Here is a 25,442-nt window from a genome sequence, read left to right as displayed (position 1 = left end):
GCCGCGGACACTCTTGACAAACTCGAACATATGTACTAACTTTGAGCTAGGTGATAGGACCAGCGCGGGTCACAGATAGGGCGCAGGCGATGAGCAGAGAAGACGGCTCGGCAGAGGGCGAGGGCAGAGACGGTGCCGACCGGTGGCGCTCGGGGCGGCAGTCAGGTCAGGCGGAGGGCCTGGGGCGTTTGGGGCGCCTGGGAGAAAGCGCTGCGCGTGAGCGCATCCGCGATCGGGCGCGGCTGAGGGTCATGACGGCATCGGCGCACCCGCCGCGTCACGGCCGGTTGGTGCTGCGACAGTTCGTGCCCGAGCAATGGTCTCCCCACGCTCTCCGCGGCCTTGGTGGGGTGCTCCGGATGACACTGCCGCCGTCGGACTCCTGGGACACCCGCGACGCACTCGGCGACGAGAACGGTGGCCATGCCCACCACGAGGACCGCTCACGCGACGGCCACGAGAACAGTGACGACGGAGGGGTGGGTGCGCTGCTGGCGGACCTGGGCTGCGTGCTCCCCGGGGCGGCAGCTCAGGACCTGGACCCTGAGCGATGCCTGGACGCGGTCCGTGCCGCCCACCGCCTGACCGCGATCCTGCAGTCCGCCACGATGCTCGCTACCGGACAGCTCGCTGCCCGCACCGGCGAGCGCCTTCTGCGCGAGGCCGACGCCACCGATCCCGGGGAGCTGTCCAAGACCGCACGTGCACGATGGCGGGCCCGCGTGAAGACGGTCACGGCCCTGGAGGTCGAGGCCCTGACCGGACTGGGCCGATACGCCGCCCGTGAGCTCGTCGCTCTGGCCACGGCCCCCGCCCCGGTGCGGGCCGCGGTCACGCAGGGACTGTCCGGGGGCACGACCCGCGCGGAGCAGGTCAGCGCGTGGTGGCGGCGCTGCTCCCAGCTGCCGCACGAGGACGCCACCGACATCGCGCGGCGCCTGTTCGCCGACAGCGACGACCCGGACGACGTGGTGCCTGAACGCCGCGGCCCCGACGGGGACGTCAAGACCGCCCCGTGGGCGACCGGAGAGTTCCGCAACGCCCTGGAGCGCGAGGCCACCCGCGCCGAGGGCAGGGACCCCACCACTCGCGCAGCCACCCGCGCCGCACGAGCCCGCGCTCGAGACGGCTACGGGATCCTCGACGACGACGGGACGGGGAGGGTCGTCCTCACCGGCGACGCCGCGTCAATCTCCGCGTGCGTGGACCGCCTTCACGTCCTGGCCCGCCGCGCCCGCCAGGCAGGCGACCCCCGCACCCAGGCCCAGCTGCGCTCCGACGTCGGCCGCGCCCTGCTGCTGCACGGCGCCCTCCTCCTGCCCGACCTCGGCGACGAGCCGGCCCTGATCACCCCCGACGACATCGACAGGCTCGTGCAGGTCGTCAGCGGCGCGCCGTCGTACGAGGTCCAGGTCGTCGTCCCCTGGAACGCCCTGACCGGCACACCGGCCCTGGCCACCGTCAATCCACCCCCGGCTCACTGGCATCGCACGGAAACTGGCACCCCCGCGAGCGACCCCGAGGGCGCCGCCGCCGCCGCCAGGACCACCCCGGCCGCTGCCGCTACCGACCGGGATGAGTTCGGTGCGGTCCCGGCCGGAGGGGTCGGTGAGCAGCTGGGCCGGTTCCGGCGCTACCTGACCACTGATGAGATCCGCGACATCCTCTGCCGTACCGGGACCTCCCTGTTCCGGCTCCTGACCGACCCCGCAGACGGCCGCTGCGTCGAACGCACCCTGGCCCGCTACCAGCCGGACGCGGCCATGCGCGCCCAGGTCCGCGCCGCGGACCTCACCTCCCGCGGACCAGGCTCCACCGTCCTGGTCCGCGACGCCGACCTCGACCACGTCACCTCCTACCTTCTCGGCGGGTCCACCAACGAGGTCAACCTCCAGGGTCTTGACCGGGTCTGGCACGCGGCCAAGACCCAGAAGCACTGGCAGGCCCAGATCGACGCCACCCGCAACGTCACCTGGACCTCGCTCTGGGGACGCCTCTACCGCACCCGCGGCCACGACTACAGCCAATATCTCGACCTGCGATCCCTCGCGGGCCCAGCCCCAGGCAGCGACCCGCACGAACCAGCCAGCCACGCGGGCCCATCAGGCACATCAGGGCGACCGGGCACCGACCTGACCCCCGAGGAACGTCGCCATCTCGCCTCTCTGCTCGTCTACTCCGCCCTCGCCCACCGCGACCCCGGATCACCCCTGGAGTCCGACACCGACGACCCCGACAACGACGGCGACCTGCCCGACGTGCGACGCCTGCGTCAAGCCATCCACCTGCGCCACACCCGACCTGACGGCAAGAAGGGCAACGGCCCCCATCCCCGGACACCCACTCCCGGACAGCTCCGCCAGCACGGCGCCTCCACCGTCCTCAACCACTCCGAATGGACCCTCCTGCGCCACACGACTCCGGGCGGCGACGCCGACGACCCGGACGAGAGAGGAGCCAACCAGCCACCACCGCCCTTCTGAGCCCCTTCTGGAGTCGCCCCATCTTCCCCACCCCGTCTTCCCCACCCCGTCTTCCCCACCCCGTCTTCCCCACCCCGTCTTCCCCACCCCGTCTGTACGCGGCACCGGACCCCAGACCCCCCAGCCCGAAGCCCGAAGTCAGCGAGAACGGCAGGGGCCGCTGTTGCAGCCGTTCAAGGGCGCTGTTGCACCCGTTCAGGGGCGCGGCCTAGGGTCCGCCCATGACGACGTGGTGGGGGTGGGCGCTACGCCGCGCGCGCGCCTCCACCGGGCTCCTGCTCACGCTGCTCGTGCTGGTCACCGCCACCACGGCGATCCTTGCCGGCGCGGTCGGCTACTCCGGGGCAGCGTCGACCACCGCGGCCCGCCTGGCCCTGACCGGCACGGTCGCCAACGAGGCAGGGATCACGGTGCAGACCCGGCAGGCGGAGGACCCGCAGGCCCAGGACGAGGCAGCCCGCCAGCTCATCGACGACGCCTTCCGACCGGCCGCGATCACCGTGCAGCGCACGGTGGTCAGCGAGCCACGGCCGGCGGCCCTCGACGGGGAGCTGCTCGACGGGCGCCTGGTGGTGCTGGCGAGCCCGTCGCTGACCCCCGAGGACCCGCAGGTCGACGAACGCGTCGCGCTCGTGGAGGGCAGCTGGCCGTCGACCGGGACCGGGACCGGCGCAGACACAGACACGGGCAGCGAGGCGGACACCGATCCCGTGCAGGGCATGCTGCACGCCGCCACCGCACGCGAGTGGGCCGTGGAGGTTGGCGACGTTCTCGAGGTGGGAGCCGGCGAGACGGGTGCGACCCCGGTCGTGGTGACGGGGGTATGGCGTCCCGTGGACGCCGAGGACGCCTACTGGTTCGACGACCCCCTGGTCGCCGCCGGCCGGGATGAGGCCCAGCGTGGCCCGCTGGTCGTGGCCCCGGGCGCCGTGACCCGGGTCGTCGGCGCGCCCTTCGTGCGCTGGACGATCCAGCCTGACGCACGGACCATCCGCCCGGAGGACCTCACCCACCTGGCCAGCGCCGCGCAGAACCTGCAGTCGGCCCTCAAGACACCGGAGATCGACGTCCGGGGTGTGACGGTCGACGGCGACCTTGCGCCGACCGCCGCCACCGCCTCGCGCAACCTCGCCACCGCGAGCGCGCTGGGCGTGATCCCGCTGTCGGTGCTCGCGCTCGTCACCCTCCTGGCCGTCGTCCAGCTCGCCCGGCTGCTGGCGGAGACCCGAGAGGCGCAGGCTCAGCTCCTCGTCGCACGCGGCGCGAACCGCCGGCAGGTGCTCGCGAGCACGGTGGCCGAGTCGGCGCTGGTGACCTTCCTCGGCGCCGCCCTCGGAGCGCTGCTCGCCCGGGGGGTGCTGCAGGCGGTGCCCGCGGGCGACGGCCAGACCGGCACGGTGCTGCGGGTGGCCCTGGCGACCGGGCTGGTCGTGCTCCTCGTCCTCACCGCCGTCGCCAGCCTCCAGGTCCGCCGGCTCACCGCCGGCGGCGCCGCTGACCTGTCCGGCCGGACGCGGGCCGCCACCGCCCTGGCCACGGTCGTGCTCGTCCTCGGGGCCGCGGCGCTGGCCTGGTGGCAGCTGCGACGCACCGGGTCACCGCTCGTCGCGCGCCCGGACGGCACCCTGGGCACGGACCTCGTCGCCGGCGCGGCCCCGGCACTGCTCCTCGCGGCCGCCGCGGTCGTCACGATGGCGCTGCTCGGCCCGCTGAGCCGGCTCGTCGAGGCGGTCACCGGACCGGGTCGTGGCGTCACCGCCCACCTGTCGGCGGCACAGGTCTCGCGACGCCTCCCCGTGTATGCCGTGCCCGCCGTCCTCACGGTGCTCGCGGTCGGGGCGACCTCCATCTCCGGCCTCTACGCCGGCACGTCGTCCTCGTTCCGGGACGCCCTGACCGTCGTGGCGCAGGGAGCCGACGTGCGCGTGACCCTCGAGCGACCCCCCGTGACGACCGAGGCCGGCAGGGTGCCCGCGGCATACCCGACCTTCACCGACGTCGACGGCGTGGCCGCGGCAGCGGCGGTGTGGCTCGACGATGAGGCCAGGCTGGCGGACGTGGACGTGCCACTCACGATGAGCCACCTCCCCGACCTCGCGCGGGTCGTGGTGCTGCCGGACCTGCCCACGCCGGACCCGCTGGTCCCGGTCGGCCCACTGGCCGAGGGGGTGCAGGCTCCCCCAGGTCTGGACCTGCCCGAGGGGACGGGCGCGATCGAGGTGACGCTGGCCGCCGAGGTCGTCGTCGGGGACGACGACCTCACGCAGCTGCAGGAATCCTTCGACGCGTCGGTGCAGCAGGCGGTCGACGGCACCTTCGGCGACCCCCTCCCCGAGGACGAGGCGCGCAGCACCACGACCACGGCGTACGCGGACATGCTGGAAGGGGACTCCACGACCCGCGACTGGACGGTGACGCTGACCCTGCTCGACCGGGACAGCGGGATGCGCCACGCGGTGCGGTCGGAGGTCGTGGAGGTCACGGGTGCCCGCGTGGAGGTCACCGGTGAGGACTACGCAGGGGCTGCGGTCGAGCCGGGCGGCGGGAGCGGGGCGCTGACCTTCACGCTGCCGGAGGGGGCGGCGGCGCACCGACTCCTCGACGTCCGGCTCGACATGCCGTTGGGCGCCCCGCAGCGCGGGATGCTGGTCCCGCCGAGGGTCGAGGTCGTCGTCGACGCCCGGACCGACACCGGGGAGCCGCTGATCAGCGAGGCGGTGCAGGACTGGGGCTCGACCCGGCTGGCCCCGCCGGAGGTCGTCGCCGCCAAGGAGGAGGAACGGGAGGAGCAGGGCGAGCCCGAGGTCGTGGAGCAGATCGACCCTGTGACGGGCGACCGCTTCAGCTCCAGCGACGAGGTGCACGTCCCGGCCGGGCTGGACAGCGCCGCCGGTGTCTGGACGGTCCGGGGGACCGTGGAGTGGCACACGGGGCTGCTGGGCGGTGGTGGTCCGGACGGCGAGCCGCTCACCATCGGACCCGGCCTCGAGTGGGTCGACGCCTCGGCCGGGCCACCGACGCCACCGACGCCACCGACGCCACCGACGCCCGGCAACGACGCCGACGCCGACGCCGACGACGGACCCGACGACGGCACCGCTGACGACCGGAGCGTCCCGCTCGCCCTGACCGCCGACGCCGCGCGCGCGGCGGACCTCGAGGTGGGCGACCCCACGCTCCTCTCCGCCTTCGGGGCGCGGATCCCGGCCACCCTCGCCGCGATCGTCCCGGCGGTGCCCGGGACCCTCGCTCCCGCCGCCGGTCTCGTGGACCGGGACGCGATGGCGGCGTTCCTGGCTGCCGAGGACCGCTCCCTGCCGGCCCCCGACGAGGTGTGGATCGCGACGGAGGTGGACGCGGCCACGGAGGTGGACCCGGGGACGGGGGCGAGCGCAGAGGACGGCGCGGTGACCGAGGACGACACGGTGACCCAGCTCGTCGAGGTCCTCTCCGGGCTGGACGTCGTGGCGGGCGTGAGCGGGCCGGACCGGGTCGGGGTGACCGACGCGACCAGCGCCGCCCGGCTCGTCTTCTGGGTCGCCTCCGCCGGTGCGGTGCTGCTGGCCGTGACCGGCATCGCCGCCGTCGCCGCCACCCTGCTCGCGCACCGCCGTCCGGAGGTGGCCGTGCTCCGTGCGCTGGGTATGCCGCCCGCTGCCCAGGCGCGCTCGCGCTCCTGGGAGCTGGCCGGGGTGGTGCTGGCGGCCGTGGGCCTGGGGCTGGCCGCCGCCTGGCTCGTGGGCAGGGCCGTGGTCCCCGAGCTCGCACGGTCGACGACGCTGCGCGGCCGGGTGCAGCTGCCGGTCGAGCTGTCGCTCGAGGTCCTCCCGTGGGCCGCCCTGCTGGGCGTCGGAGCACTCCTCGTCGTCCTGGTCGTGCTGGGCCAGGCGGCGCTGGTCCGCCGGCAGGCGCTGGACCACGACTACCGGGAGGAGATCCGGTGAGCCGCGGGGACGGGCACCACCAGGCGCGGCGTGCGCCCCGGCATACCCCGGCGGGGTTGGCCTGGCGCCAGTTCGCCGCCGACCCGTGGGTGTCGGCGGCCCTCGCCGCGCTCATCGGCCTGGCGTCGCTCCTGCTCACCGCGGTGCCGCGCGCGCTGGAGGACGTCCAGGGGCGCCAGCTCGCCCAGGACGTCGGCGAGCTGTCCGCCCTGCAGCGGGACGTCACCGGGGTGTGGGGCACGACGGTCGGGGCGCCCTCGCCCAGGGAGCAGCAGGGGGGGCAGGAGGGCAGGCAGGAGGTCGCCGGCGTCGACCCCTGGGCGCCCTTCCTCGAGGGGGCCGAGCAGATCCGCGTCGCCCAGCCGGAGCCGCTCCGCTCGCTGCTGCAGCCAGCACAGGTCCACGCGCGGTTGACGCGGGCGATCGACGCGGTGCCGGACCTGGAGTCCGGCTACTACCTGGCGACGCTCACCGTGACCGCCGACCCGGCACTGACCGAGCACGTGGCGCTGGTCGAGGGGAGCTGGCCGGGGGCGTTGACCGGGGCAGGGGTGCCCGTACCCGTGCTCGTGCTCCACGAGGCGGCGGAGGAGCTGCACTGGGAGGTCGGCGACACGATCGGCGCGGAGCTGCGGCTGGCCGGGACCTACCGGCCGGTGGATCCGGAGGACCCGCGCTGGCAGCACGTGCCCAACGGGACCACGATGGGCGTGCTCGCCGACCCCAACCGGGGCGAGGCCGGGGTGGTCACCGCCTACCTCGACCCGCGCAGCCGCGGCAGTCTCGGCGAGCCCACCTCGGTGCGCAACGAGCTGTGGTTCCCGGTCGACGCCGGGGAGGTGAGCGGGCGCGTGGACACCAGGGAGCTGAGGCAGCAGCTGACCGGGATGCTCGCCCAGCGGCACGTGGTCGTGGCGCAGGGCGACGCCGCGCTGGGGGTGCTCGAGGGTGACCAGGTGCCGTCGTTCCGCAGCGAGCTGCCGGGCGTCCTGGACCGGGTCCTGCGGCAGCAGCGCGCCACCTCCTCGCTGCTCGCGGTCGTCGCCGCCGGACCGCTGGGGGTGGCGACGGCGGTGACGGCCCTCGGGGCCCGGCTCGTCGTGCACCGCCGCCGCCCCGGGCTGGCGCTGACGCTCGCCCGGGGCGCGAGCCCGGTGCAGCTCCGCCGGCTCGTCGCCCTGGAGGGGCTGGCCCTCGGGGTGCCTGCGGCCCTGCTCGGCCACGCCGTCGCCCGGCTCCTCCTGCCCGGTCCCACCCGATGGTGGGAGTGGGTGGTCACCGGCGTGGTCGCGCTCGTGCCCGCGGCGGCGCTGGCCCTGAGCCTGGACGACGCCTCGCTGCGCGAGCAGCGCACCGACCTGACCGCTCGCAGCACGAGCCGGTGGCGCTGGGTGGCGGAGACCGCCGTGCTGGCCCTCGCCGCGCTCGCAACGTGGCGGCTGCTCGACCGTGAGACCCGGGGCGACGCGGCCACGGAGAGCGGGATCGACCTCCTCGCGGCCGCCGCCCCGGTCCTGCTCGCGCTGGCCGCGTGCGTCGTCACCCTGCGCCTCTACCCGCTGCCGCTGGCCGCCCTGACCCGCGTCCTGCGGGGTCGTCGCTCGCTCACGCCGTTCCTCGGGGCCGCACGCTCCCTGCGCGACCCCGCGGGGGGTCTGGTGCCGGCCCTGGCGGTGGTGCTCGGGACGACGATCGCGCTGGTCAGCGCGGTGCTGCTGACCACCGTGACACGGGGGGCCGAGATCGCCGCGTGGCAGGCGAACGGAGCCGCGGTGCGCGTCACCGGGCCACCGGTCCCCGACGACCTCGTCGTCGCCCTGGAGCAGGTCGACGGCGTGGCCGCCGTCGCCCGCGTGCGCGACGTCGGGACGACGCAGGAGCTGCTCGTCGGCGGTGGGCGCACCGCCACCCGGGTCCTCGTCGCCGACCGGTCCCTGCGCGAGGTCATGGCTGCGCCGACCCTGGCGACCGGCCCGCCGGAGGCGCTCTTCGCCGACGACGGGCCGGTGCCGGTCGTCCTCGGTGGTGACCTTGCGACCGGTGTCCCCGACAGCGAGGAGAGGGACGGCCAGGTGTCCCTGGCCTCCCTGCGCGAGCCGGTCGAGGTCGTCGGTCGGCTGGACACGCTGCCCGGCGTGACGACGCCCGGCAGCTGGGTGCTCGTCGACGCCGAGCGCTGGGCGGCGTCCGGTCGCCCCGTGCCGCTGGCCCGCTCGGCGCTCATCAGCGTCGAGGAGGACGCCGACGTGGACGCCGTCGTCGCGGGGGTCGAGAGGGTGGTCCGCAGCGGCGCCGTGACCACCGTCGACGCGGAGCTCGACGACTTCACCTCCGCCCCGGTCACCACCGGGCTGACCCGCGCCTTCGTCGGGGCGACCGTCCTGACGGGACTGCTGACCGTCCTGGCCATCGTCGTCGTGCAGCTCATGGGCGCCGGCGCGCGGTCCCGGTTGCTGGCGCTGCTGCGGACCCTCGGCCTGGCACCCGGCCAGACGCGGACCCTGACCATGTGGGAGCTCGCCCCCCTGCTCGTCACCTCGCTCGTCGTCGGTGCTGCCCTCGGGCTCGTCGTGCCGTGGGTGTTCGTGCGCGCCGTCGACCTCACCGGTCTGACCGGCGGCACCGTCCAGCCGGCCCTGTCCGTCGACCCGCTCGTCGTCGGGGCCGTGCTGCTCGGCGTCGTCCTGACCGTCCTGCTCGCCGTCACCGTCAGCGCCTGGCTCGCCGGGCGCACCAACCTTGCGCAGGCCCTGCGCGTCGGGGAGGACCGATGAACACCACCACCGAAGACCGTTCGAGCACGGACGGGGTCCGGGGCCGAGCCCCCGCGGGCCCGGACATCTGGTGCGAGGACCTCGTGCGCATCTACTCGACCGAGGGGGTCGAGGTGCAGGCGCTCCAGGGCCTCAACCTCGTCGTCGACCCCGGGGACGTCGTCGCGCTCGTCGGTGCGTCCGGGTCCGGGAAGTCGACGCTGCTCGGCATCCTCTCCGGCCTGGACCGGCCGACCGGAGGGCGGGCGCGGGTGGCCGGGGTGGACCTGCTCACGATGAACCGTGCGCAACGGGTGGACTACCAGCGGCACGTGGTCGGCTTCGTGTGGCAGCAGACCTCCCGCAACCTGCTGCCCTTCCTCTCGGCCGCCGACAACGTGGCGCTGCCGATGGTCATCAGCAACCGCAAGGACCGGGCCGCCCGCGTCACCGAGCTGCTCGAGCTGCTCGGCGTCGGCGACTGCGCCGGGCGTCGCCCCGCGCAGCTGTCCGGTGGCCAGCAGCAGCGGGTGGCCATCGCCACCGCCCTGGCCAACTCCCCCGCCGTCCTGCTCGCCGACGAGCCCACGGGCGAGCTCGACGACGCCGCCTCGGAGCAGGTGCTCGAGGCGATGCGTCAGGCCGCCGGCGAGCTGGGCACGACCGTCCTCGTCGTCACCCACGACCCCACCGTCTCCGACCACGTGCGCCGCACCGTCCAGATCCGCGACGGCCGCACCTCGACCGAGGTGCTGCGGCAGACGGTCGTCGGCCCGGACGGGGTGGAGCGCACCGTGTCGCGGGAGTACACCGTGATCGACCGGGCCGGGCGCATCCAGCTGCCCAAGGCCCACGTCGAGGGTCTGGGGCTGCGGGACCGGGTGCGCCTCGAGCAGGGGCACGACCACGTGTCCGTCTGGCCCGACGACCAGGACCACCACCTGCCGCGCACCGAGCCGGACCCGTCCCCCGACCTGCCCGAGGAGCACCGATGAGCCAGCCCACGGCCTACCCGGGCGGGTCCGTGACCCGGACCCCGGTCCTGACCGCGCGGGGCCTGAGCCGCACCTTCGGCAGCGGGGCGACCGAGGTGCACGCCCTGTCCGCGGTCGACCTCGAGGTGCCGGCTGGGCGTCTCACCGTCGTGCGCGGCCCGTCGGGGTCCGGCAAGACGACGCTGCTCAACCTGCTGGGGGGGCTGGACCGACCGACGTCGGGCGAGGTCGTGCTCGACGACGGGCGGGTGCTCTCCTCCCTGCCCGAGCGCGACGTGCTGGAGGTGCGGCGGACACGGATCGGCTACGTCTTCCAGAGCTTCGGCCTGGTGCCGGTGCTCTCGGCGGCCGAGAACGTCGAGGTGCCCCTGCGCCTGCAGCGCACCCCCGTCGCCGAGCGCTCCGCACGGGTGGCCGAGGTGCTCGAGCTCGTCGGCCTGGCCCGGCACGCCGGGCAGCGGCCCTACGAGCTGTCGGGGGGGCAGCAGCAGCGGGTCGGGATCGCCCGGGCGCTGGTGGCGCGGCCCGACATCCTGCTCGCCGACGAGCCGACCGGGCAGCTCGACTCCGAGACCGGCGCCACGATCATGGACCTGATCGTCGAGGTCACCCACAGCCAGGGCATCGCCTCCGTCGTCTCCACCCACGACCCCGTGCTGATCGGACGGGCCGACCAGCTCGTCGAGCTGCATGACGGGCGGCGGGTGGACGTGCGACCATCGGAGGATGACGACTGACGACACGATCCCCGTCGAGGGTTCGGGCTCGGACGAGCTGCCCACCGTGCCGGTGCCCGAGGGGGTGCAGGAGACCGACCTGCCCCAGCCGGAGGACTTCCCCACGACGCGTCTGCGCCGCGGCTACGTCCCCGATCAGGTCGACGAGCTCATCGAGGAGGTCTTCGACGCCGTGCGCTCCGGCGAGCCCGCGCCGGAGATCGCCGAGGTCCGGTTCGACGCGACCAAGCTCAGGACCGGGTATGTCGAGGGCGCGGTGGACGAGTACCTCGACCAGCTCTCCGAGGCGATCGGCCAGGAGCCCACGCCCCCTCCGGAGAAGTGAGCCGCGAGACAGTCGACCGGCAGGCCTGAACGGGCAGGCTGCTGCCCACTAGGGTGAGGGCCATGCGCGTCCTGGTCACCGGCGGTGCCGGATACATCGGCTCCCACACCGTCCTTCAGCTGCTGGGTGCCGGTCACGACGTCGTCGTCGTGGACGACTTCTCCAACAGCCGGCCGGCGGTCGTGGGGCGGTTGGAGGAGCTGGGCGGACGGCCGGTGCCCCTGCTCGCCTTCGACGTCAACGACACTGACCGGCTGGCTGCGACGATGTCCGACGAGGGCGTCGAGGCCGTGGTCCACTTCGCGGCCTTCAAGGCCGTCGGCGAGTCGGTGGCCAAGCCCCTGGAGTACTACCGCAACAACGTCGGCGCGACGATGAGCGTGCTGGAGGCGATGCTGCGCACCGAGGTCACCCACCTGGTCTTCTCCTCCTCGGCGACCGTCTACGGACCGGACGCCCCCGTGCCGATGACCGAGGACCTGCCCACCTCGGCGACCAACCCCTACGGCTGGACGAAGGTCTTCAGCGAGCAGCTGCTGCGCGACGCCACCGTCGCCCACCCCTGGCTGCGGGTCGCGCTGCTGCGCTACTTCAACCCCGTCGGCGCGCACCCCAGCGGCCGGATCGGCGAGGACCCTGCCGACGTCCCGAACAACCTCATGCCCTACATCGCGCAGGTCGCGGTCGGGCGCCGGGAGCGGCTCGCCGTCTTCGGCGACGACTACGACACCGTCGACGGAACCGGCGTGCGCGACTACATCCACGTCGAGGACCTCGCCGCCGGCCACCTCGCCGCCCTGGAGTGGATCCAGGAGCACGACCGCGCGCTGTCGGTCTGGAACCTGGGGACCGGCCACGGCACCTCGGTGCTCGAGCTCGTGCACGCCTTCGAGGAGGCGAGCGGCAGACCCGTCCCGTATGACGTGGTCGCCCGCCGCGCGGGGGACGTCGCCTCCTCCTGGGCCGACCCCACGCGGGCCGAGCAGGAGCTGGGCTGGTCCGCGTCCCGCACGGTGGCGCAGATGTGCGAGGATACCTGGCGCTGGCAGCAGGCCAACCCGGAGGGGTACCCGGCGGTCTAGGGCAGCGGTCGAAGGGCGGCCGGTTTCCTCGCTCGTCTGTTCATCTACGACGCAGGGCCGTAGACTCGACCCATGCCTCCGCGCTCCACCTCCCTCGGCGACCTCGAGCGGACCGTGATGGACACCCTCTGGGCCCACGGACCCGCCCTGACGGTCCGCGACGTCCTGGACACGATGGCGGGCGACAAGTTGCTGGCCTACACCACGATCATGACCGTGCTCGACCGCCTCGCGAAGAAGGGTCTGGCCGAGCGCACCCGCGACGGCCGCGCGTGGCGCTACACCGCCACCTCCTCCCGCGAGGAGCTCGCGGCCTCCGCGCTGCGGACCACCCTGGAGAACCACCAGGCCGACCGGCGGCTGGCGATGCTGCACTTCCTCGACGACGCCTCGCCGGCCGAGCTGGACGACCTGCGCGCCGCGCTCGCCGAGGTCGCCCAGCGCCACGACTGAGCCGTGACGGGAGCCCTCGTCACCGCCGCGCTGATCACCGGCGCCCTCCTGCTGGTCCTCGTCGTCCCGCACGCGCTGGCCCGGCAGGAGCAGCTGCGGACCGTCCCCGCACAGGCGCTCCTGCTCTGGCAGTCCGTCAGCCTCACCGGCGTCGCCCTGGCGCTGCTCGCCGCCCCGGTCGCAGCGGCGACCTTCGGCACGGACCGGCCGGGGCTGCTCGCCGCCGCCCTCCTCGTCTCCGGCCTGATGCTGGCGCGGGTGCTGTGGTCGGGCCACCGCATCGGCATCGACCTGCGCCGTCGCCGGGCTCGGCAGCGCGAGCTGGTGGACCTCGTCGGGGAGCGGATCAAGCACCGCCGGCCGAGGCAGCACCGACCCCACCCGCGTGACGCCGTGACGGTCATCGCCCACGCCAACCCCACCGCCTACTGCCTGCCCGGCCGTGGCGACCGCATCGTGCTGAGCCAGGCCGCCGTCGACCGGCTGGCGCCCGAGGAGCTGGGGGCGGTGCTCGCGCACGAGCACGCCCACCTCCTGCACCGCCACGACCTGCTGCTCGAGCTCTTCACGGTCCTGCACGAGACGGTGCCGCAGCGCATCCGGTCCCAGGCGGCGCTGCAGGAGGTCCACCTGCTGACCGAGGTCCTCGCCGACCGCCGGGCCGCGCAGGAGGCCGGTCACACGGTGCTCGCCCGGGCGCTCGTCGCGATGGCCACCCCGGCGCCCACCACCACGCCCTCCCCCGATGCCTCTCCCGACCCCAGCCTCGACGGCGCCCTGCGTGCGACGGGCGGGCACGCGCAGGTGAAGGTGCGGCTGCGGGTGCTCGCGGCCGAGCCGGCCCCCCGGTGGTTCGCCACGTCGCTCGTCGCCGCGGCCGGCACCCTGCTCCTCGTGCCGGTCCTCCTGCTGCTGCCCCTGATCTGACCCACCGTCCGCGGCGGGGTACGCTAACGACATCACGTAGTAGGGCACCCGTGGGGAGACGTTCATGGACGTAGTGGACCTGGCACGGTGGCAGTTCGGCATCACGACCGTCTACCACTTTTTCTTCGTGCCGATCACGATCGGGCTCAGCCTGCTCGTGGCGATCATGCAGACGCAGTGGATGCGCACGCGCGACCCGCAGTGGCTGCGGCTGACGAAGTTCTTCGGCAAGCTCTTCACGATCAACTTCGCGCTCGGCCTGGTCACCGGCATCGTGCAGGAGTTCCAGTTCGGGATGAACTGGTCGGACTACTCCCGCTTCGTCGGTGACATCTTCGGCGCACCCCTGGCGATCGAGGCGCTGCTCGCGTTCTTCCTCGAGTCGACCTTCCTGGGCCTGTGGATCTTCGGCTGGGGCCGCGTCCCCGAGAAGCTGCACCTGTCCTTCATCTGGCTCGTCCACATCGGGACCGTGCTGTCGGCCTACTTCATCCTGGCCGCCAACTCCTTCATGCAGAACCCGGTCGGCTACACGATCAACGAGGAGAACGGCCGGGCCGAGCTCACCGACTTCGTCGCCGTGCTGACCAACCCGGTGCAGCTCGTGACCTTCCCGCACGTCGTCGCGGCCGCCTGGATGACCGGCGGCGCCTTCGTGCTCGCCTTCGCCCTGTGGCACCTGTGGCGCACCCAGACCCCGGGTGCCGACAAGCCGATGTACCGCAAGGCCGCCAAGCTCGGCGCCTGGACCGTGCTCGTCTCCTCGCTGGTCGTCATCGGCACCGGCGACCTGCAGGGCAAGGTCATGACCGAGGTGCAGCCGATGAAGATGGCCGCGGCCGAGGGCCTCTACGAGGACGTGCCCGAGGGGGTCGGCGCCCCGTTCTCGATCATCACCGTCGGCACCCTGGACGGCAGCGAGGAGGTGTGGGCGATCACCGTGCCCAAGCTGCTGTCCTACCTGGCGACCGGCTCCCTGGAGGGTGCGGTCGAGGGCATCGACCACATCCAGGAGCGCTACGAGCTCACCTACGCCGGCGAGGCGCTCACCGCGGCGGACGACTACCGCCCGGTCATCCCGGTGACCTACTGGAGCTTCCGGCTGATGATGGGTCTGGGCTTCGCCGGTATGGCGATCGCCGCCGCCGTGCTCTGGGCGTTGCGGGGCCGCGGTGCCGAGGACGACGAGACGCGGGTGTCCGCGCCGTGGTGGGGCTGGGCGGCGGCGCTGGTCCTGTTCATGCCGCTGCTGGCCAACAGCTTCGGCTGGATCTTCACCGAGATGGGTCGCCAGCCGTGGCTGGTCATGGGACTGATGACCACGCAGACCGGCGTCTCCCCCAGCGTCGGCGTCGGCTACGTCCTCACCTCGCTGGTCGTCCTCACGCTGCTCTACGGCGGGCTGGCCGTCGTCGAGGTCGGGCTGCTCCTGCGCTACGGCCGGGCCGGTGCGGAGCCCTACCACGGGGAGTCGCTGGACCCCGCCGACCGGGCCGACGACGAGCCCTTCGTCTTCTCCTACTGAGCGCGCACGGCATACCTTCCCAAAGGACTTGGTCATGGAACTCACCACCGTCTGGTTCATCCTCATCGCCGTGCTGTGGATCGGCTACTTCGCCCTGGAGGGCTTCGACTTCGGCGTCGGGGTGCTGCTGCCCGTGCTCGGGCGCGACGACGGCGAGCTGAGCGGCGAGACGCGCCGCCGGCAGATGCTGTCCTCGATCGGCCCGTTCTGGGACGGCAACGAGGTGTGGCTGCTCACCGCGGGCGGCGCGACCTTCGCGGCGTTCCCGCACTGGTACGCCACGCTGTTCTCCGGGTTCTACCTGCCGCTGCTGCTCATCCTCGTCGCGCTCATCGTGCGGGGGGTCGGGCTGGAGTACCGTGGCAAGGTCGACTCCGTGGCCTGGCGGCGCCGGATGGACGCGATGATCGTCGTCGGGTCGGCCGTGCCGGCGCTGCTGTGGGGCGTGGCCTTCACGAACATCGTGCGGGGCGTCCCGATCGACGCGGACATGGAGTACGTCGGCGGCTTCTGGAACCTGCTCAACCCCGTCGCCCTCCTCGGCGGCCTGGTCACGCTGACGCTGTTCGTCGCCCACGGGGCGCTGTTCATCGGCCTGAAGACGGACGGGCAGCTGCGGCACGACGCCCGCGCGCTGGGGCTGAAGGTCGGCGTGGTCGCCGCGGCGCTGGCCGTCGTGTGGCTGGTCGTCGTGCACTCCTCCACCGGGACGGTCGTGTCCTGGGCGCTGGCCGGGCTCGCGGCGGTGTCGCTGGTGGCAGCCCTCTGGACGGCCTGGCGGGGCAGCGAGGGCTGGGCGTTCACCGGCACCTTCGTCGCGATCGCGCTGGCCGTGTCCTCGTTGTTCGTCGCGCTCTTCCCCGACGTGATGCCCTCCTCGCTCGACCCGGCGTGGTCGCTGACGGCCGAGAACGCCTCGTCGAGCCAGAAGACGCTGGGCATCATGACCTGGGTGGCCGTCATCTTCACGCCGATCGTGCTGCTCTACCAGTCGTGGACCTACTGGACCTTCCGTCGCCGGGTGTCCGGTCACCACATCCCGACCTCGGTGGCGCCGGCGGCCGTGACGCACGAGACGGTGCGCTGACCCCGCGTGCGACCGTTCGACCCCGCCCTCGTGAGGGCGCTGCCGTCGACCCGAGGACCGGTGGCGCTGCTGTCGCTCGTGGGGGTGGCCGCCGGCGCGGTCTCGATCGCACAGGCGCTCCTGCTGGCACTGACGGTCGCGCGGGTCGTCGGCGGGGGTGAGCTGGGGCCGGTGCTGCGGTGGCTGGTGGCGCTGCTCCTCCTGCGCGGCCTGCTGAGCGGGCTCGGCGAGGTGGTCGCCCGCCGGGCCGGGCAGCGTGTCGCCGCCCAGGTGCGGCTCGCCGTCCTGCAGGACTGGCTGGGGCGTCCCGAGGAGGAGCGGCCCCCGACCGAGGTGGCGCTGGCCCGGGCGACCGAGGGGGTGTCGTCGGTGGAGCCCTACGTGTCCCGCTACCTGCCCGCGCTGGTCACCGGGACGGTCGTCCCCGCGTTCGCCGTGCTGACGCTGCTGGTGGTGGACCCGTGGAGCGCGCTGATCGTCGTGCTGACGCTGCCGCTGCTGCCGGTCTTCGCCGCGCTCATCGGGCGGCACACGCAGGACCAGACGCAGCGGCGCTGGGGGGCGATGGCGCAGCTGGCCGGGCACTTCCTCGACGTGGTGCGCGGGCTGCCGACGCTCGTGGTCTACGGGCGGGCGCAGGCCCAGGTCGCGGTGGTGCGGGAGGTCGGCGAGCGGCACCGGGTCGCGACCGTGCGCACCCTGCGTACCGCCTTCCTGTCGACCGCCGCCCTGGAGCTGCTGGCGACGATCTCGGTGGCGATGGTCGCGGTCGGCGTCGGCCTCCGACTGGCGCACGGCTCCATGGACCTGGTCGTGGGACTGGCGGCCATCCTGCTCGCGCCCGAGGCCTACTGGCCGGTGCGCCGCGTCGGCGCCGAGTTCCACACCGCCGCCGACGGCGCCGCCGTGCTGGAGGAGCTCGGGCGCGACGGCACCCTCTCCGCCTCGACCGCAGCGGCCCCCTCGACCGGCGCGGCGGACGTCGGGACGATCGGCCTCACCCACGTCTCCTACGCCCACCCGGGCCGCGCGCGCACCGTCGAGGACGTCACGCTGCACACCCTGGGCGGGCCCGGGCTCACGACGCTGACCGGGCCGTCGGGCGCGGGCAAGACGACCGTGCTCGAGCTCCTCGCGGGACTGCGCACCCCCGCCGCGGGCGAGGTCGCGGCGCCGGCCGTGCACCTGGCCAGCCAGCGACCGGTCATCCTGCCCGGGACCGTGCGCGACAACCTGGCCCTCGTGGCCGGACGCCGGGCCGGCAGCGTCCCGGACGACCCCTCGATGGTGGCGGCGCTCCGCCGGGTGGGCCTCTGGGGGGCCCTGGAGCTGCGCGGGGGTCTGGACACCGTGCTGGGGGACGACGGGTTCGGGCTGTCCGCCGGGCAACGGGCGCGGCTGGCGCTCGCCCGGGCGCTGCTCGCCGGCACGGCGCTGGTCCTGCTCGACGAGCCGACCGCCAACGTCGACGCGGCGGCCGTGCCCGCGCTCCGGCGCGTCATCATCGAGCTGGCCGCCGAGCGGCGCGTCGTGGTCGTGACGCACGACCCGTCGCTCGAGGCGCAGGCGGACGAGCGGTGGCGACTGACCCCGCCCGCCGCACCGGAGACGGCATACCCCGCGGAGGTCCCGGGGGTGCCGGACCGTGGTGCAGGACCGGCGCCGCAGCTCCGTCGGGGGGACGACGGAGGTGCGGCGCCGTCCGGGCACACGGGTGCCGGTGCCGGCGTCGTCGAACCCGTCCCCACCCCCGACGGACGCCGCGGCCTCGTGCTCGCGTGCATCCTCGGCGGCCTCGCGGTCAGCTCCGGCGTGGCGCTGACGGCGACGTCCGGCTGGCTGATCGTCCAGGCGTCCACCAGGCCGGTGATCCTCACCCTGATGGTCGCGATCGTGGGCGTGCGGGCGTTCGGCCTGGCACGGCCGGTGCTCCGCTGGGCGGAGCGGGTGGTCTCGCACGACGTCGCCCTGGAGGAGCTGGCGGAGCGACGGGCCGACGTCTTCGCCCGGCTGGTCCCGCTCACGCCGGCGCGCCTCGGCCGCCGCAGCCGCGGCGAGGTCCTGACCGCGGTCGTCCGCGACCTCGACGACGTCGTCGACGAGCGGGTGCGCGTCGTCGTCCCCGGCTGGTCCGCCGCGATCGCCTCGCTCGTGGGGGCCGCGATCGCGGCCTGGCACCTCCCGCAGGCCGGCCTGGTGGTCGCGGTCGCGGGCCTCCTGGCGCTCGGCGTCGCCACGGCCGGGTCTGCAGCAGAACGCTCCGCGCAGGCGAGCGCCGTCGCCGCGCGGGGGCGGGTGCAGCACGCGGTCACCGCTCTGACCTCCAGGCTGCTGCAGGTGCAGGCGGTGACCGGGCTGCACGCCGACCGGACCCTGCTCCTGCGGCCGGTGGCGGCCGCCGAGGCCGAGCAGCAGCGCGCCGAGCAGCGGCTCGTCGGTGCCCGGGCCGTCGGCATCGCCGTCACCTGGCTGGTCGTCGCCGCCACCACCGCCACCGTCGCCGTCCTCGCGTGGCAGGCGCAGGTCGCGGGGATCCTCGACGGACCGTATGCCGCTCTGGTCGCCCTCGTCCCCATGGCGCTGGCCGACACCTGGGTGGAGCTGCCGACGATCGCCGGCGCGCGCGCCCGGGCCCGGGCCGCGGCGGCACGGCTTCATCTTGGTTCGCGGTGGCATGGTTTAGGGTCGTGCTGGTTCAGGAGCCCGCGGTCGCGGCCCGGGGCACGCTGGCCCCCGGGCCGGGCCCGCACGACCTGGCGCTCGAGCAGGTGGGGGCACGCTGGCCCTCGCAGCCGGGTGGGCCTTCGCGCGACGCGGTCGACCTCGAGCCGCTCGACCTCGCCCTGCCGGCGGGGTCGCGCGTCGCCCTGACCGGGCCCAACGGGGCCGGCAAGTCCACCGCGCTCGCCGTGCTGGCCCGGCACCTCGACCCGTTGTGCGGCCGCGCCAGCCTCGACGGCGACGACGTGCTCGCCCTCGACCTCGACGGGACCCGCGCGCGGATCGCGGTCGTGGACGACGAGCCGCACGCGTTCGCCGGGTCGGTGCGGGCCAACCTGGCCGTCGCCGCGCCGGAGGCTGCGGACGACGAGATGGTCGCCGCCCTGCGGGCCGTGGACCTCGGCCACTGGTTCCTCACCCTGCCGCAGGGTCTCGCCACCCCCCTGACCGGGCTGTCCGGGGGCGAACGGGCACGACTGTCCCTGGCACGCGCCCTGCTGTCCGGTCGGCCTGTGGTGCTGCTCGACGAGCCCACCGCCCACCTCGACGACGCCACGGCCGGGCGTGCGCTGGCCGGGCTGCTCGGGGCACCCGGTGCTGGGACGACGACCTACCTGCTGGTCAGCCACCGCCCCGCCGACCCGGACCCGGAGGTCTGGGACCGGGTGGAGCTGGGTCGGGAGCCGGTCGCGCTGCGCGTCTGAGGTGGCCGGTGGTGGCCGTGCGCCGTAGGTTGGGGGGAGGTTGGGGCGGTCCCATCCGACGAGGAGGAGACATGGGCGAGACCAGCTGGATCGACGAGAACACCTGGATCTGGTGGGTGGTCGCAGCCGCTGTCGCCCTGGCGGTCGTGGTCGGGCTGATCCTGGCCTCCCGGCGCCGCACGCACAGGGACGAGGCGCGGGTCGAGGCCGGCGCGCTGCGCGAGCGGGCGCACGGCGGTGAGGACTACGTCGCGGGTGTCGAGGAGCGTGCGCGTGAGGCTCAGGCGGCGGCACACACCGCGCGCGCCGAGGCCGACCGCCTGCAGCAGAAGGCCGACGAGGCGACGAACCTCGCTCGTGGGTACCGCGACCGGGTGACGGACAACTACCTCAAGGCCGACGAGATCGACCCCGACGCCAAGCGCTGAACGCCGCGCCCCGCGTCCGGTCGTCGGCGGACGCGTCCCGTCTGGGAGCGGAGCCGGGCCGGTGACAAGATGGACGCCATGCCGCTGCCAGCTGCCCGCACCCCCCTGTCCGAGCTGACCCCGACGATCGCCCTCGGCCCGCTCGACGGTCGCTACCGCGGGGCGGTCGCTCCCCTCGTCGACCACCTGTCGGAGGCCGCGCTCAACAGGGCCCGGCTGCACGTCGAGGTCGAGTGGCTGCTCCATCTCGTCACCCACGAGGTCGTGCCCGGCTCCGGCTCCTTGTCCGAGGCCGAGGCCGCCGCGCTGCGGGCGCTCGTTCCTGACTTCGACGCCGCCGCGATCGAGGAGCTGCGGCAGATCGAGGCGGAGACCGTGCACGACGTCAAGGCCGTCGAGTACTACCTGCGCCGCCGGCTCACCACGGTCGTCGGCGAGGACCGGGGAGCCTCGCTCGGCGAGCTCGTCCACTTCGCCTGCACGAGCGAGGACGTCAACAACACCTCCTACGCCGTGATGGTCCAGGGGGCGGTCACCCAGGTCTGGCTGCCGCGGGCCACCGCCCTCGTCGGCCAGCTCGCCGGCATGGCGCGGGACCTGGCCGAGGTCCCGCTGCTGGCCCACACCCACGGCCAGCCGGCGACCCCCACGACCATGGGCAAGGAGCTCGCGGTCCTCGCGCACCGGCTCGGCCGCCAGCTCGCCCGGGTGGCGGGCGCGGCCTACCTCGGCAAGCTCAACGGGGCGACCGGCACCTACGGCGCGCACGTCGTCGCGGTGCCCGACGCCGACTGGCAGCACGTCAGCCGGAGCTTCGTCGAGCACCTGGGCCTGACCTGGAACCCGCTGACCACGCAGATCGAGAGCCACGACTGGCAGGCCGAGCTCTACGCCGACGTCGCGCGCTTCAACCGGATCCTGCACAACCTGGCGACCGACATGTGGACCTACATCTCGATGGGCTACTTCGCGCAGGTCCGCGGCCAGGGCACGGTGGGCTCCTCGACGATGCCGCACAAGGTCAACCCGATCCGCTTCGAGAACGCCGAGGCGAACCTCGAGGTCAGCACCGCCCTCCTGGACGTCCTGGCCGCGACCCTGGTGACGAGCCGCCTGCAGCGCGACCTCACCGACTCCTCCATGCAGCGCAACATCGGCACCGCCCTCGGTCACAGCCTGCTGGCGCTGGACAACGTCTCGCGTGGGCTCGCCGGCCTCGACGCGGTGCCGGAGGCGATGGCGCGCGACCTCGACGCCAACTGGGAGGTGCTCGCGGAGCCGATCCAGTCGGTGATGCGGGCGCTGGCCGCGCGCGGGGTCGAGGGGATGACCAACCCCTACGAGCGGCTCAAGGAGCTCACCCGCGGCCGCCGGATCGGGCAGGTCGAGCTGGTCGCGTTCGTCCGCGGGCTGGGGCTGCCGCCAGAGGAGGAGGAGCGGCTCGTCGCGCTCACGCCCGCCACCTACACCGGCATCGCCGCCGAGCTGGTCGACCACCTGGAGGGTGCGTGATCATCGTCCCCGCCGAGCGGCTGGACAGCGTGCGCGCCACCCTGGAGGAGTCCGGGTATGCCGTCGCGCAGGCCACCACCCCCGCCCAGGCTGGCCTGCGGCAGACCCAGGCGGAGATCGCGGCGGCCCTGCGGCTGCCGGAGCCCGCCGACCGGAACCTCGACGCCATGGCCGACTCGCTGCGCGACCTGGACCAGCTGTGGGACGGGCAGCGGGTGGCGCTGCTGTGGCAGGACGCCGGACGCCTGGCCGGCGCCGACGGGCGCGCCTGGTGGATCCTCGGCGAGCTGCTCGACGACGCCGACAACCTCGTGGTCGTGGCGCTCGGCGAGGCGCGGGTGGGACGTCCGGACGACCCGGGTGGTGAGCTCGCGTGAGGCTGCCCCGTCCCGTGTCGATCGGGCTGCTCGTCCTCGTGGGGCTGCTCCTGGTGTGGCTGGCCGTGGCCCGGGGCCCCCAGCCCTCCCCCTCCGCCGCGCCCGACGCCTCCCCCCAGGACACGGCATACCCCGCCGGGGTGGACACGCGTGACTGGGACGACATCGACGCCTGCCGCGACGACGTCCTGCCGGAGGAGCTGGTGGAGGTCGTCGACGGCGTCGAGGGCGGCGGGCCGTTCGAGTACCCCGACAAGGACGGCTCGACGTTCGGCAACTACGAGGGCTACCTGCCGGACGAGTCGCGGGACTACTACCGTGAGTTCACCGTCGAGACGCCCGGGCTGGACCACCGCGGTGCGCGGCGCGTCGTCACGGGCGGCGACGAGCTGGACCCGCAGGTCTGGTACTACACCGAGGACCACTACGAGAGCTTCTGCGAGTTCGCGCCCTGACGTGCACCGCGGCCGGAATACCCTCCAGGGGTATGCTGTTGGCATGGCAGTGAACGGCTACACCGGGTCCAAGGACGACTATCTCAAGCGCCTGCGCCGGATCGAGGGTCAGGTCCGCGGGATCGCCCGGATGGTCGAGGACGACACCTACTGCATCGACGTGCTCACCCAGGTGAGCGCGGCCACCAAGGCGCTGCAGTCCGTGAGCCTCGGGCTGCTCGAGGACCACATCGGGCACTGCGTCGTCGAGGCGGCCAAGGAGTCGGACGAGGCCGGCGAGGCCAAGGTCCGCGAGGCGGCCGACGCGATCGCGCGGCTCGTGCGCAGCTGAGCCGCGACGGGGCCCACCCGCGCGGTCGCACACCCAGAACCCCCACGAAGGAGAACACCGATGGACACCCAGACCACCACGATGATCGTCACCGGCATGACCTGCGGCCACTGCGTCGCGTCGGTCACCGAGGAGCTCAAGGAGGTCCCCGGCGTGACCGAGGTCCGCGTGCCGGACCTCGTCAAGGGCGGCGACACCGAGGTGTTCGTCGAGTCCGAGGGTCCGCTGGACGTCCCGGCCGCCGAGGCCGCCGTCGTCGAGGCCGGCTACACCAGCCGCGTCTGACCCCACCCGGCGCACCCGTCGCCACCCCCTCTCGAACGCAGGAGCCATGAGCACCCCCACCAGCACCGACACCCACCACGTCGACCTCGCCATCAGCGGGATGACCTGCGCGTCGTGCTCGGCCCGCATCGAGCGCAAGCTCAACAAGATCGACGGCGTCGAGGCGAGCGTCAACCTGGCCACCGAGAAGGCCAGCGTCAGCTTCCCCTCGGCGCTGTCGGTCGCGGACATCGTGGCCACCGTCGAGAAGACCGGGTATGGCGCCACGCCCCTCGAGCGGGACCGCGGCGGCCGGGCGCCGGCCATGACGCACGACCTCGTGGGCAAGGACTCGCTCCGGCTGCGGATGGTCGTCGCCAGCGCCCTGGCCGCGGTGGTCGTCGTCCTCCACATGGTGCCGCCCGTCAAGGACGCCCTGGGGACGACCGGCCACTGGCTGCAGTTCTTCCTCACGCTGCCGGTCTACCTGTGGGCGGCGTGGCCCTTCCACCGGGCCGCGGGCATCAACGCGCGCCACCTGTCCTCGACGATGGACACGCTCGTCTCGGTCGGCACGACCGCGGCGATGGGCTGGTCCGTGGTCGCCCTGTTCACCGGCTTCAGCCACGACCTCTACTTCGAGGTCGTCGCGGTCGTCACCGCGTTCCTGCTCATCGGGCGCTACATCGAGGCGCGCGCGAAGGCCCAGGGCCGCTCGGCCCTCGCCTCCCTCATGGAGCTGGGGGCCAAGGAGGTGGCGGTGCTGCGGCACGAGACCGGCAGCGGCGCGTGGACCGAGGTCCGCCTGCCGATCGAGGACCTCCAGACCGGCATGCGGTTCGTCGTGCGCCCCGGCGAGAAGGTCGCCACCGACGGCCTCGTCGTCGACGGCTCGAGCACCATCGACGCCAGCATGGTCACCGGCGAGTCGATGCCGGTGGAGGTCAGCGCCGGCGACGACGTGACCGGCGCCACGGTCAACGGGCACGGCCGCCTGGTCGTGGAGGCCCGCCGCGTCGGTTCCGAGACCACCCTGGCCCGGATCACGCAGCTCGTCGAGCAGGCCCAGACCGGCAAGGCGCCGGTCCAGCGGCTCGCCGACCGGATCTCCGCGGTCTTCGTGCCGACGGTGCTGGTGCTGTCCGCCCTCACCCTCCTGGGCTGGCTGGTCACCGGTCACTCGCTGGCCGAGGCGCTCGCCCCGGCCGTCGCGGTGCTCATCATCGCCTGCCCCTGCGCGCTGGGCCTGGCCACGCCGACCGCGCTGCTGACCGGCACCGGTCGCGGCGCCGAGATGGGCATCCTCATCAAGGGTCCGCAGATCCTCGAGTCCACCCGCCGCGTCGACACCGTCGTGCTCGACAAGACCGGCACCCTGACGACCGGCGAGCCGGTCCTCACCGAGGTCGTCACCGCCGGGGCGTTGCCCCAGGAGGCGGCACTCAAGGCCGCGGCCAGCGTCGAGAGCGGCAGCGAGCACCCGGTCGCCCGCGCGATCGTGACCGCAGCCCAGGAGCAGGGGGTCGAGCTCACGCCGATCACCCACTTCACCAACCTGCCGGGCCAGGGCGCGCGCGCGTCGCTCAAGGGCACCGTGGTCACGGTCGGCAAGGCTGACCTCTTCCCCCAGGTCCCCGACGTGCTGCGCGAGGCCCTCGCGGCCGGCACCGGCACCACCGTGCTCGTCGGCTGGGACGGCATCGCCCGCGCCGCGGTGACGGTCGCCGACACCCCCCGCCCCTCCAGCGCCGCGGCGGTGACGCGTCTGCGCGAGCTCGGGCTGACGCCCTACCTGCTCACCGGAGACAACGAGCACACGGCCCGCGCGGTGGCCCGCGAGGTCGGGATCGACGCGGCCAACGTCGACGCCGGGGTCCTGCCGCAGGACAAGTTCGCGCACGTCAGGGCGCTGCAGGAGCGCGGCCGCGTCGTCGCGATGGTCGGTGACGGCGTCAACGACGCCGCGGCCCTGGCCCAGGCGGACCTCGGGATGGCGATGGGCTCGGGCACCGACGTGGCCGCCGAGTCGGCCGACATCGTCCTCATGCGCTCGGACGTGGACGCCGTGGCCGACGCGATCGGCCTGTCCCGCTCGACCCTGCGGATCATCAAGCAGAACCTCGTGTGGGCCTTCGGCTACAACATCCTGGCGATCCCGCTCGCCGCGTTCGGGATGCTGACGCCGGTCATCGCCGGCGGCGCGATGGCGATGTCGAGCGTGCTGGTGGTGCTCAACAGCCTCCGCCTGAAGGCCTACGGCCGACGCTGAGGCTGGACGCCGGGGGGGGGGGGGGGGGGGGGGGGGGTGGAGGGGGGGGGGGGGTTGTGGGGGGGTGGGT

The 25,442-nt window shown here is 74.1% G+C and carries 20 protein-coding genes; all 20 read left to right on the top strand.

Annotated elements, in window-relative coordinates; translation table 11 throughout:
* Positions 1 to 359 precede the first annotated feature (359 nt).
* The 20 genes from ACI3ET_RS05380 (at position 360) to ACI3ET_RS05285 (ending at position 25,372) form a co-directional block, all read left to right on the top strand.
* Entirely contained in the window at positions 360 to 2,483 is a 2,124-nt protein-coding gene (locus tag ACI3ET_RS05380) for a hypothetical protein (protein ID WP_405031946.1), read from the top strand.
* 221 nt (positions 2,484 to 2,704) lie between these two features.
* Positions 2,705 to 6,427, top strand: coding sequence for an FtsX-like permease family protein (locus ACI3ET_RS05375; protein ID WP_405031945.1), 3,723 nt, complete (start codon positions 2,705 to 2,707; stop codon positions 6,425 to 6,427).
* Complete coding sequence (locus ACI3ET_RS05370; RefSeq protein ID WP_405031944.1) at positions 6,424 to 9,201, top strand: FtsX-like permease family protein; 2,778 nt, start codon at positions 6,424 to 6,426, stop codon at positions 9,199 to 9,201. Before ACI3ET_RS05375 ends, ACI3ET_RS05370 begins: the two co-directional genes overlap by 4 nt.
* Positions 9,198 to 10,175, top strand: coding sequence for an ABC transporter ATP-binding protein (locus tag ACI3ET_RS05365; protein WP_405031943.1), 978 nt, complete (start codon positions 9,198 to 9,200; stop codon positions 10,173 to 10,175). The genes ACI3ET_RS05370 and ACI3ET_RS05365 overlap by 4 nt, the downstream gene beginning before the upstream one ends.
* On the top strand, positions 10,172 to 10,912 hold the full coding sequence (locus ACI3ET_RS05360) for an ABC transporter ATP-binding protein (protein ID WP_405031942.1): 741 nt from the start codon (positions 10,172 to 10,174) through the stop codon (positions 10,910 to 10,912). Before ACI3ET_RS05365 ends, ACI3ET_RS05360 begins: the two co-directional genes overlap by 4 nt.
* A complete protein-coding gene (locus ACI3ET_RS05355; RefSeq protein WP_405031941.1) occupies positions 10,902 to 11,237 on the top strand; it encodes a DivIVA domain-containing protein in 336 nt (111 codons plus the stop codon). The genes ACI3ET_RS05360 and ACI3ET_RS05355 overlap by 11 nt, the downstream gene beginning before the upstream one ends.
* A 62-nt stretch (positions 11,238 to 11,299) precedes the next feature.
* Positions 11,300 to 12,319, top strand: coding sequence for a UDP-glucose 4-epimerase GalE (galE, locus tag ACI3ET_RS05350; RefSeq protein WP_405031940.1), 1,020 nt, complete (start codon positions 11,300 to 11,302; stop codon positions 12,317 to 12,319).
* A gap of 72 nt (positions 12,320 to 12,391) precedes the next feature.
* On the top strand, positions 12,392 to 12,772 hold the full coding sequence (locus ACI3ET_RS05345) for a BlaI/MecI/CopY family transcriptional regulator (RefSeq protein ID WP_405031939.1): 381 nt from the start codon (positions 12,392 to 12,394) through the stop codon (positions 12,770 to 12,772).
* 3 nt (positions 12,773 to 12,775) lie between these two features.
* Positions 12,776 to 13,699, top strand: a complete 924-nt coding sequence (locus tag ACI3ET_RS05340; protein WP_405031937.1) for a M56 family metallopeptidase — start codon at positions 12,776 to 12,778, stop codon at positions 13,697 to 13,699.
* Positions 13,700 to 13,763: 64 nt separating this feature from the next.
* Positions 13,764 to 15,224 (top strand): cytochrome ubiquinol oxidase subunit I, encoded by a 1,461-nt coding sequence (locus ACI3ET_RS05335; protein ID WP_405031936.1) that lies wholly within the window; start codon positions 13,764 to 13,766, stop codon positions 15,222 to 15,224.
* A gap of 34 nt (positions 15,225 to 15,258) precedes the next feature.
* Positions 15,259 to 16,311: a cytochrome d ubiquinol oxidase subunit II gene (gene cydB, locus ACI3ET_RS05330; protein ID WP_405031935.1), complete on the top strand. Its 1,053-nt coding sequence runs from the start codon at positions 15,259 to 15,261 to the stop codon at positions 16,309 to 16,311.
* A 6-nt stretch (positions 16,312 to 16,317) separates the two neighbouring features.
* Positions 16,318 to 19,182, top strand: a complete 2,865-nt coding sequence (locus tag ACI3ET_RS05325; RefSeq protein WP_405031934.1) for an ABC transporter transmembrane domain-containing protein — start codon at positions 16,318 to 16,320, stop codon at positions 19,180 to 19,182.
* Positions 19,080 to 19,736 (top strand): ATP-binding cassette domain-containing protein, encoded by a 657-nt coding sequence (locus ACI3ET_RS05320; protein ID WP_405031933.1) that lies wholly within the window; start codon positions 19,080 to 19,082, stop codon positions 19,734 to 19,736. The genes ACI3ET_RS05325 and ACI3ET_RS05320 overlap by 103 nt, the downstream gene beginning before the upstream one ends.
* A 71-nt stretch (positions 19,737 to 19,807) precedes the next feature.
* A complete protein-coding gene (locus tag ACI3ET_RS05315; RefSeq protein ID WP_405031932.1) occupies positions 19,808 to 20,164 on the top strand; it encodes a hypothetical protein in 357 nt (118 codons plus the stop codon).
* Positions 20,165 to 20,242: 78 nt separating this feature from the next.
* A complete protein-coding gene (purB, locus tag ACI3ET_RS05310) occupies positions 20,243 to 21,676 on the top strand; it encodes an adenylosuccinate lyase (RefSeq protein ID WP_405031931.1) in 1,434 nt (477 codons plus the stop codon).
* On the top strand, positions 21,673 to 22,053 hold the full coding sequence (locus ACI3ET_RS05305; RefSeq protein ID WP_405031930.1) for a barstar family protein: 381 nt from the start codon (positions 21,673 to 21,675) through the stop codon (positions 22,051 to 22,053). The genes purB and ACI3ET_RS05305 overlap by 4 nt, the downstream gene beginning before the upstream one ends.
* Positions 22,050 to 22,508: a guanyl-specific ribonuclease gene (locus ACI3ET_RS05300; protein ID WP_405031929.1), complete on the top strand. Its 459-nt coding sequence runs from the start codon at positions 22,050 to 22,052 to the stop codon at positions 22,506 to 22,508. Before ACI3ET_RS05305 ends, ACI3ET_RS05300 begins: the two co-directional genes overlap by 4 nt.
* A gap of 49 nt (positions 22,509 to 22,557) precedes the next feature.
* Complete coding sequence (locus tag ACI3ET_RS05295; RefSeq protein ID WP_405032087.1) at positions 22,558 to 22,839, top strand: metal-sensitive transcriptional regulator; 282 nt, start codon at positions 22,558 to 22,560, stop codon at positions 22,837 to 22,839.
* 60 nt (positions 22,840 to 22,899) lie between these two features.
* On the top strand, positions 22,900 to 23,124 hold the full coding sequence (locus ACI3ET_RS05290; protein WP_405031928.1) for a heavy-metal-associated domain-containing protein: 225 nt from the start codon (positions 22,900 to 22,902) through the stop codon (positions 23,122 to 23,124).
* Positions 23,125 to 23,170: 46 nt separating this feature from the next.
* Positions 23,171 to 25,372, top strand: coding sequence for a heavy metal translocating P-type ATPase (locus ACI3ET_RS05285; protein WP_405031927.1), 2,202 nt, complete (start codon positions 23,171 to 23,173; stop codon positions 25,370 to 25,372).
* Positions 25,373 to 25,442: the final 70 nt, after the last annotated feature.

This window comes from Ornithinimicrobium jinqii, assembly GCF_045032595.1.
Classification (GTDB): Bacteria; Actinomycetota; Actinomycetes; order Actinomycetales; family Dermatophilaceae; genus Ornithinicoccus.
Note: the sequence above shows the minus strand (reverse complement) of the source record. Positions and strands in the feature narration are given on the sequence as shown.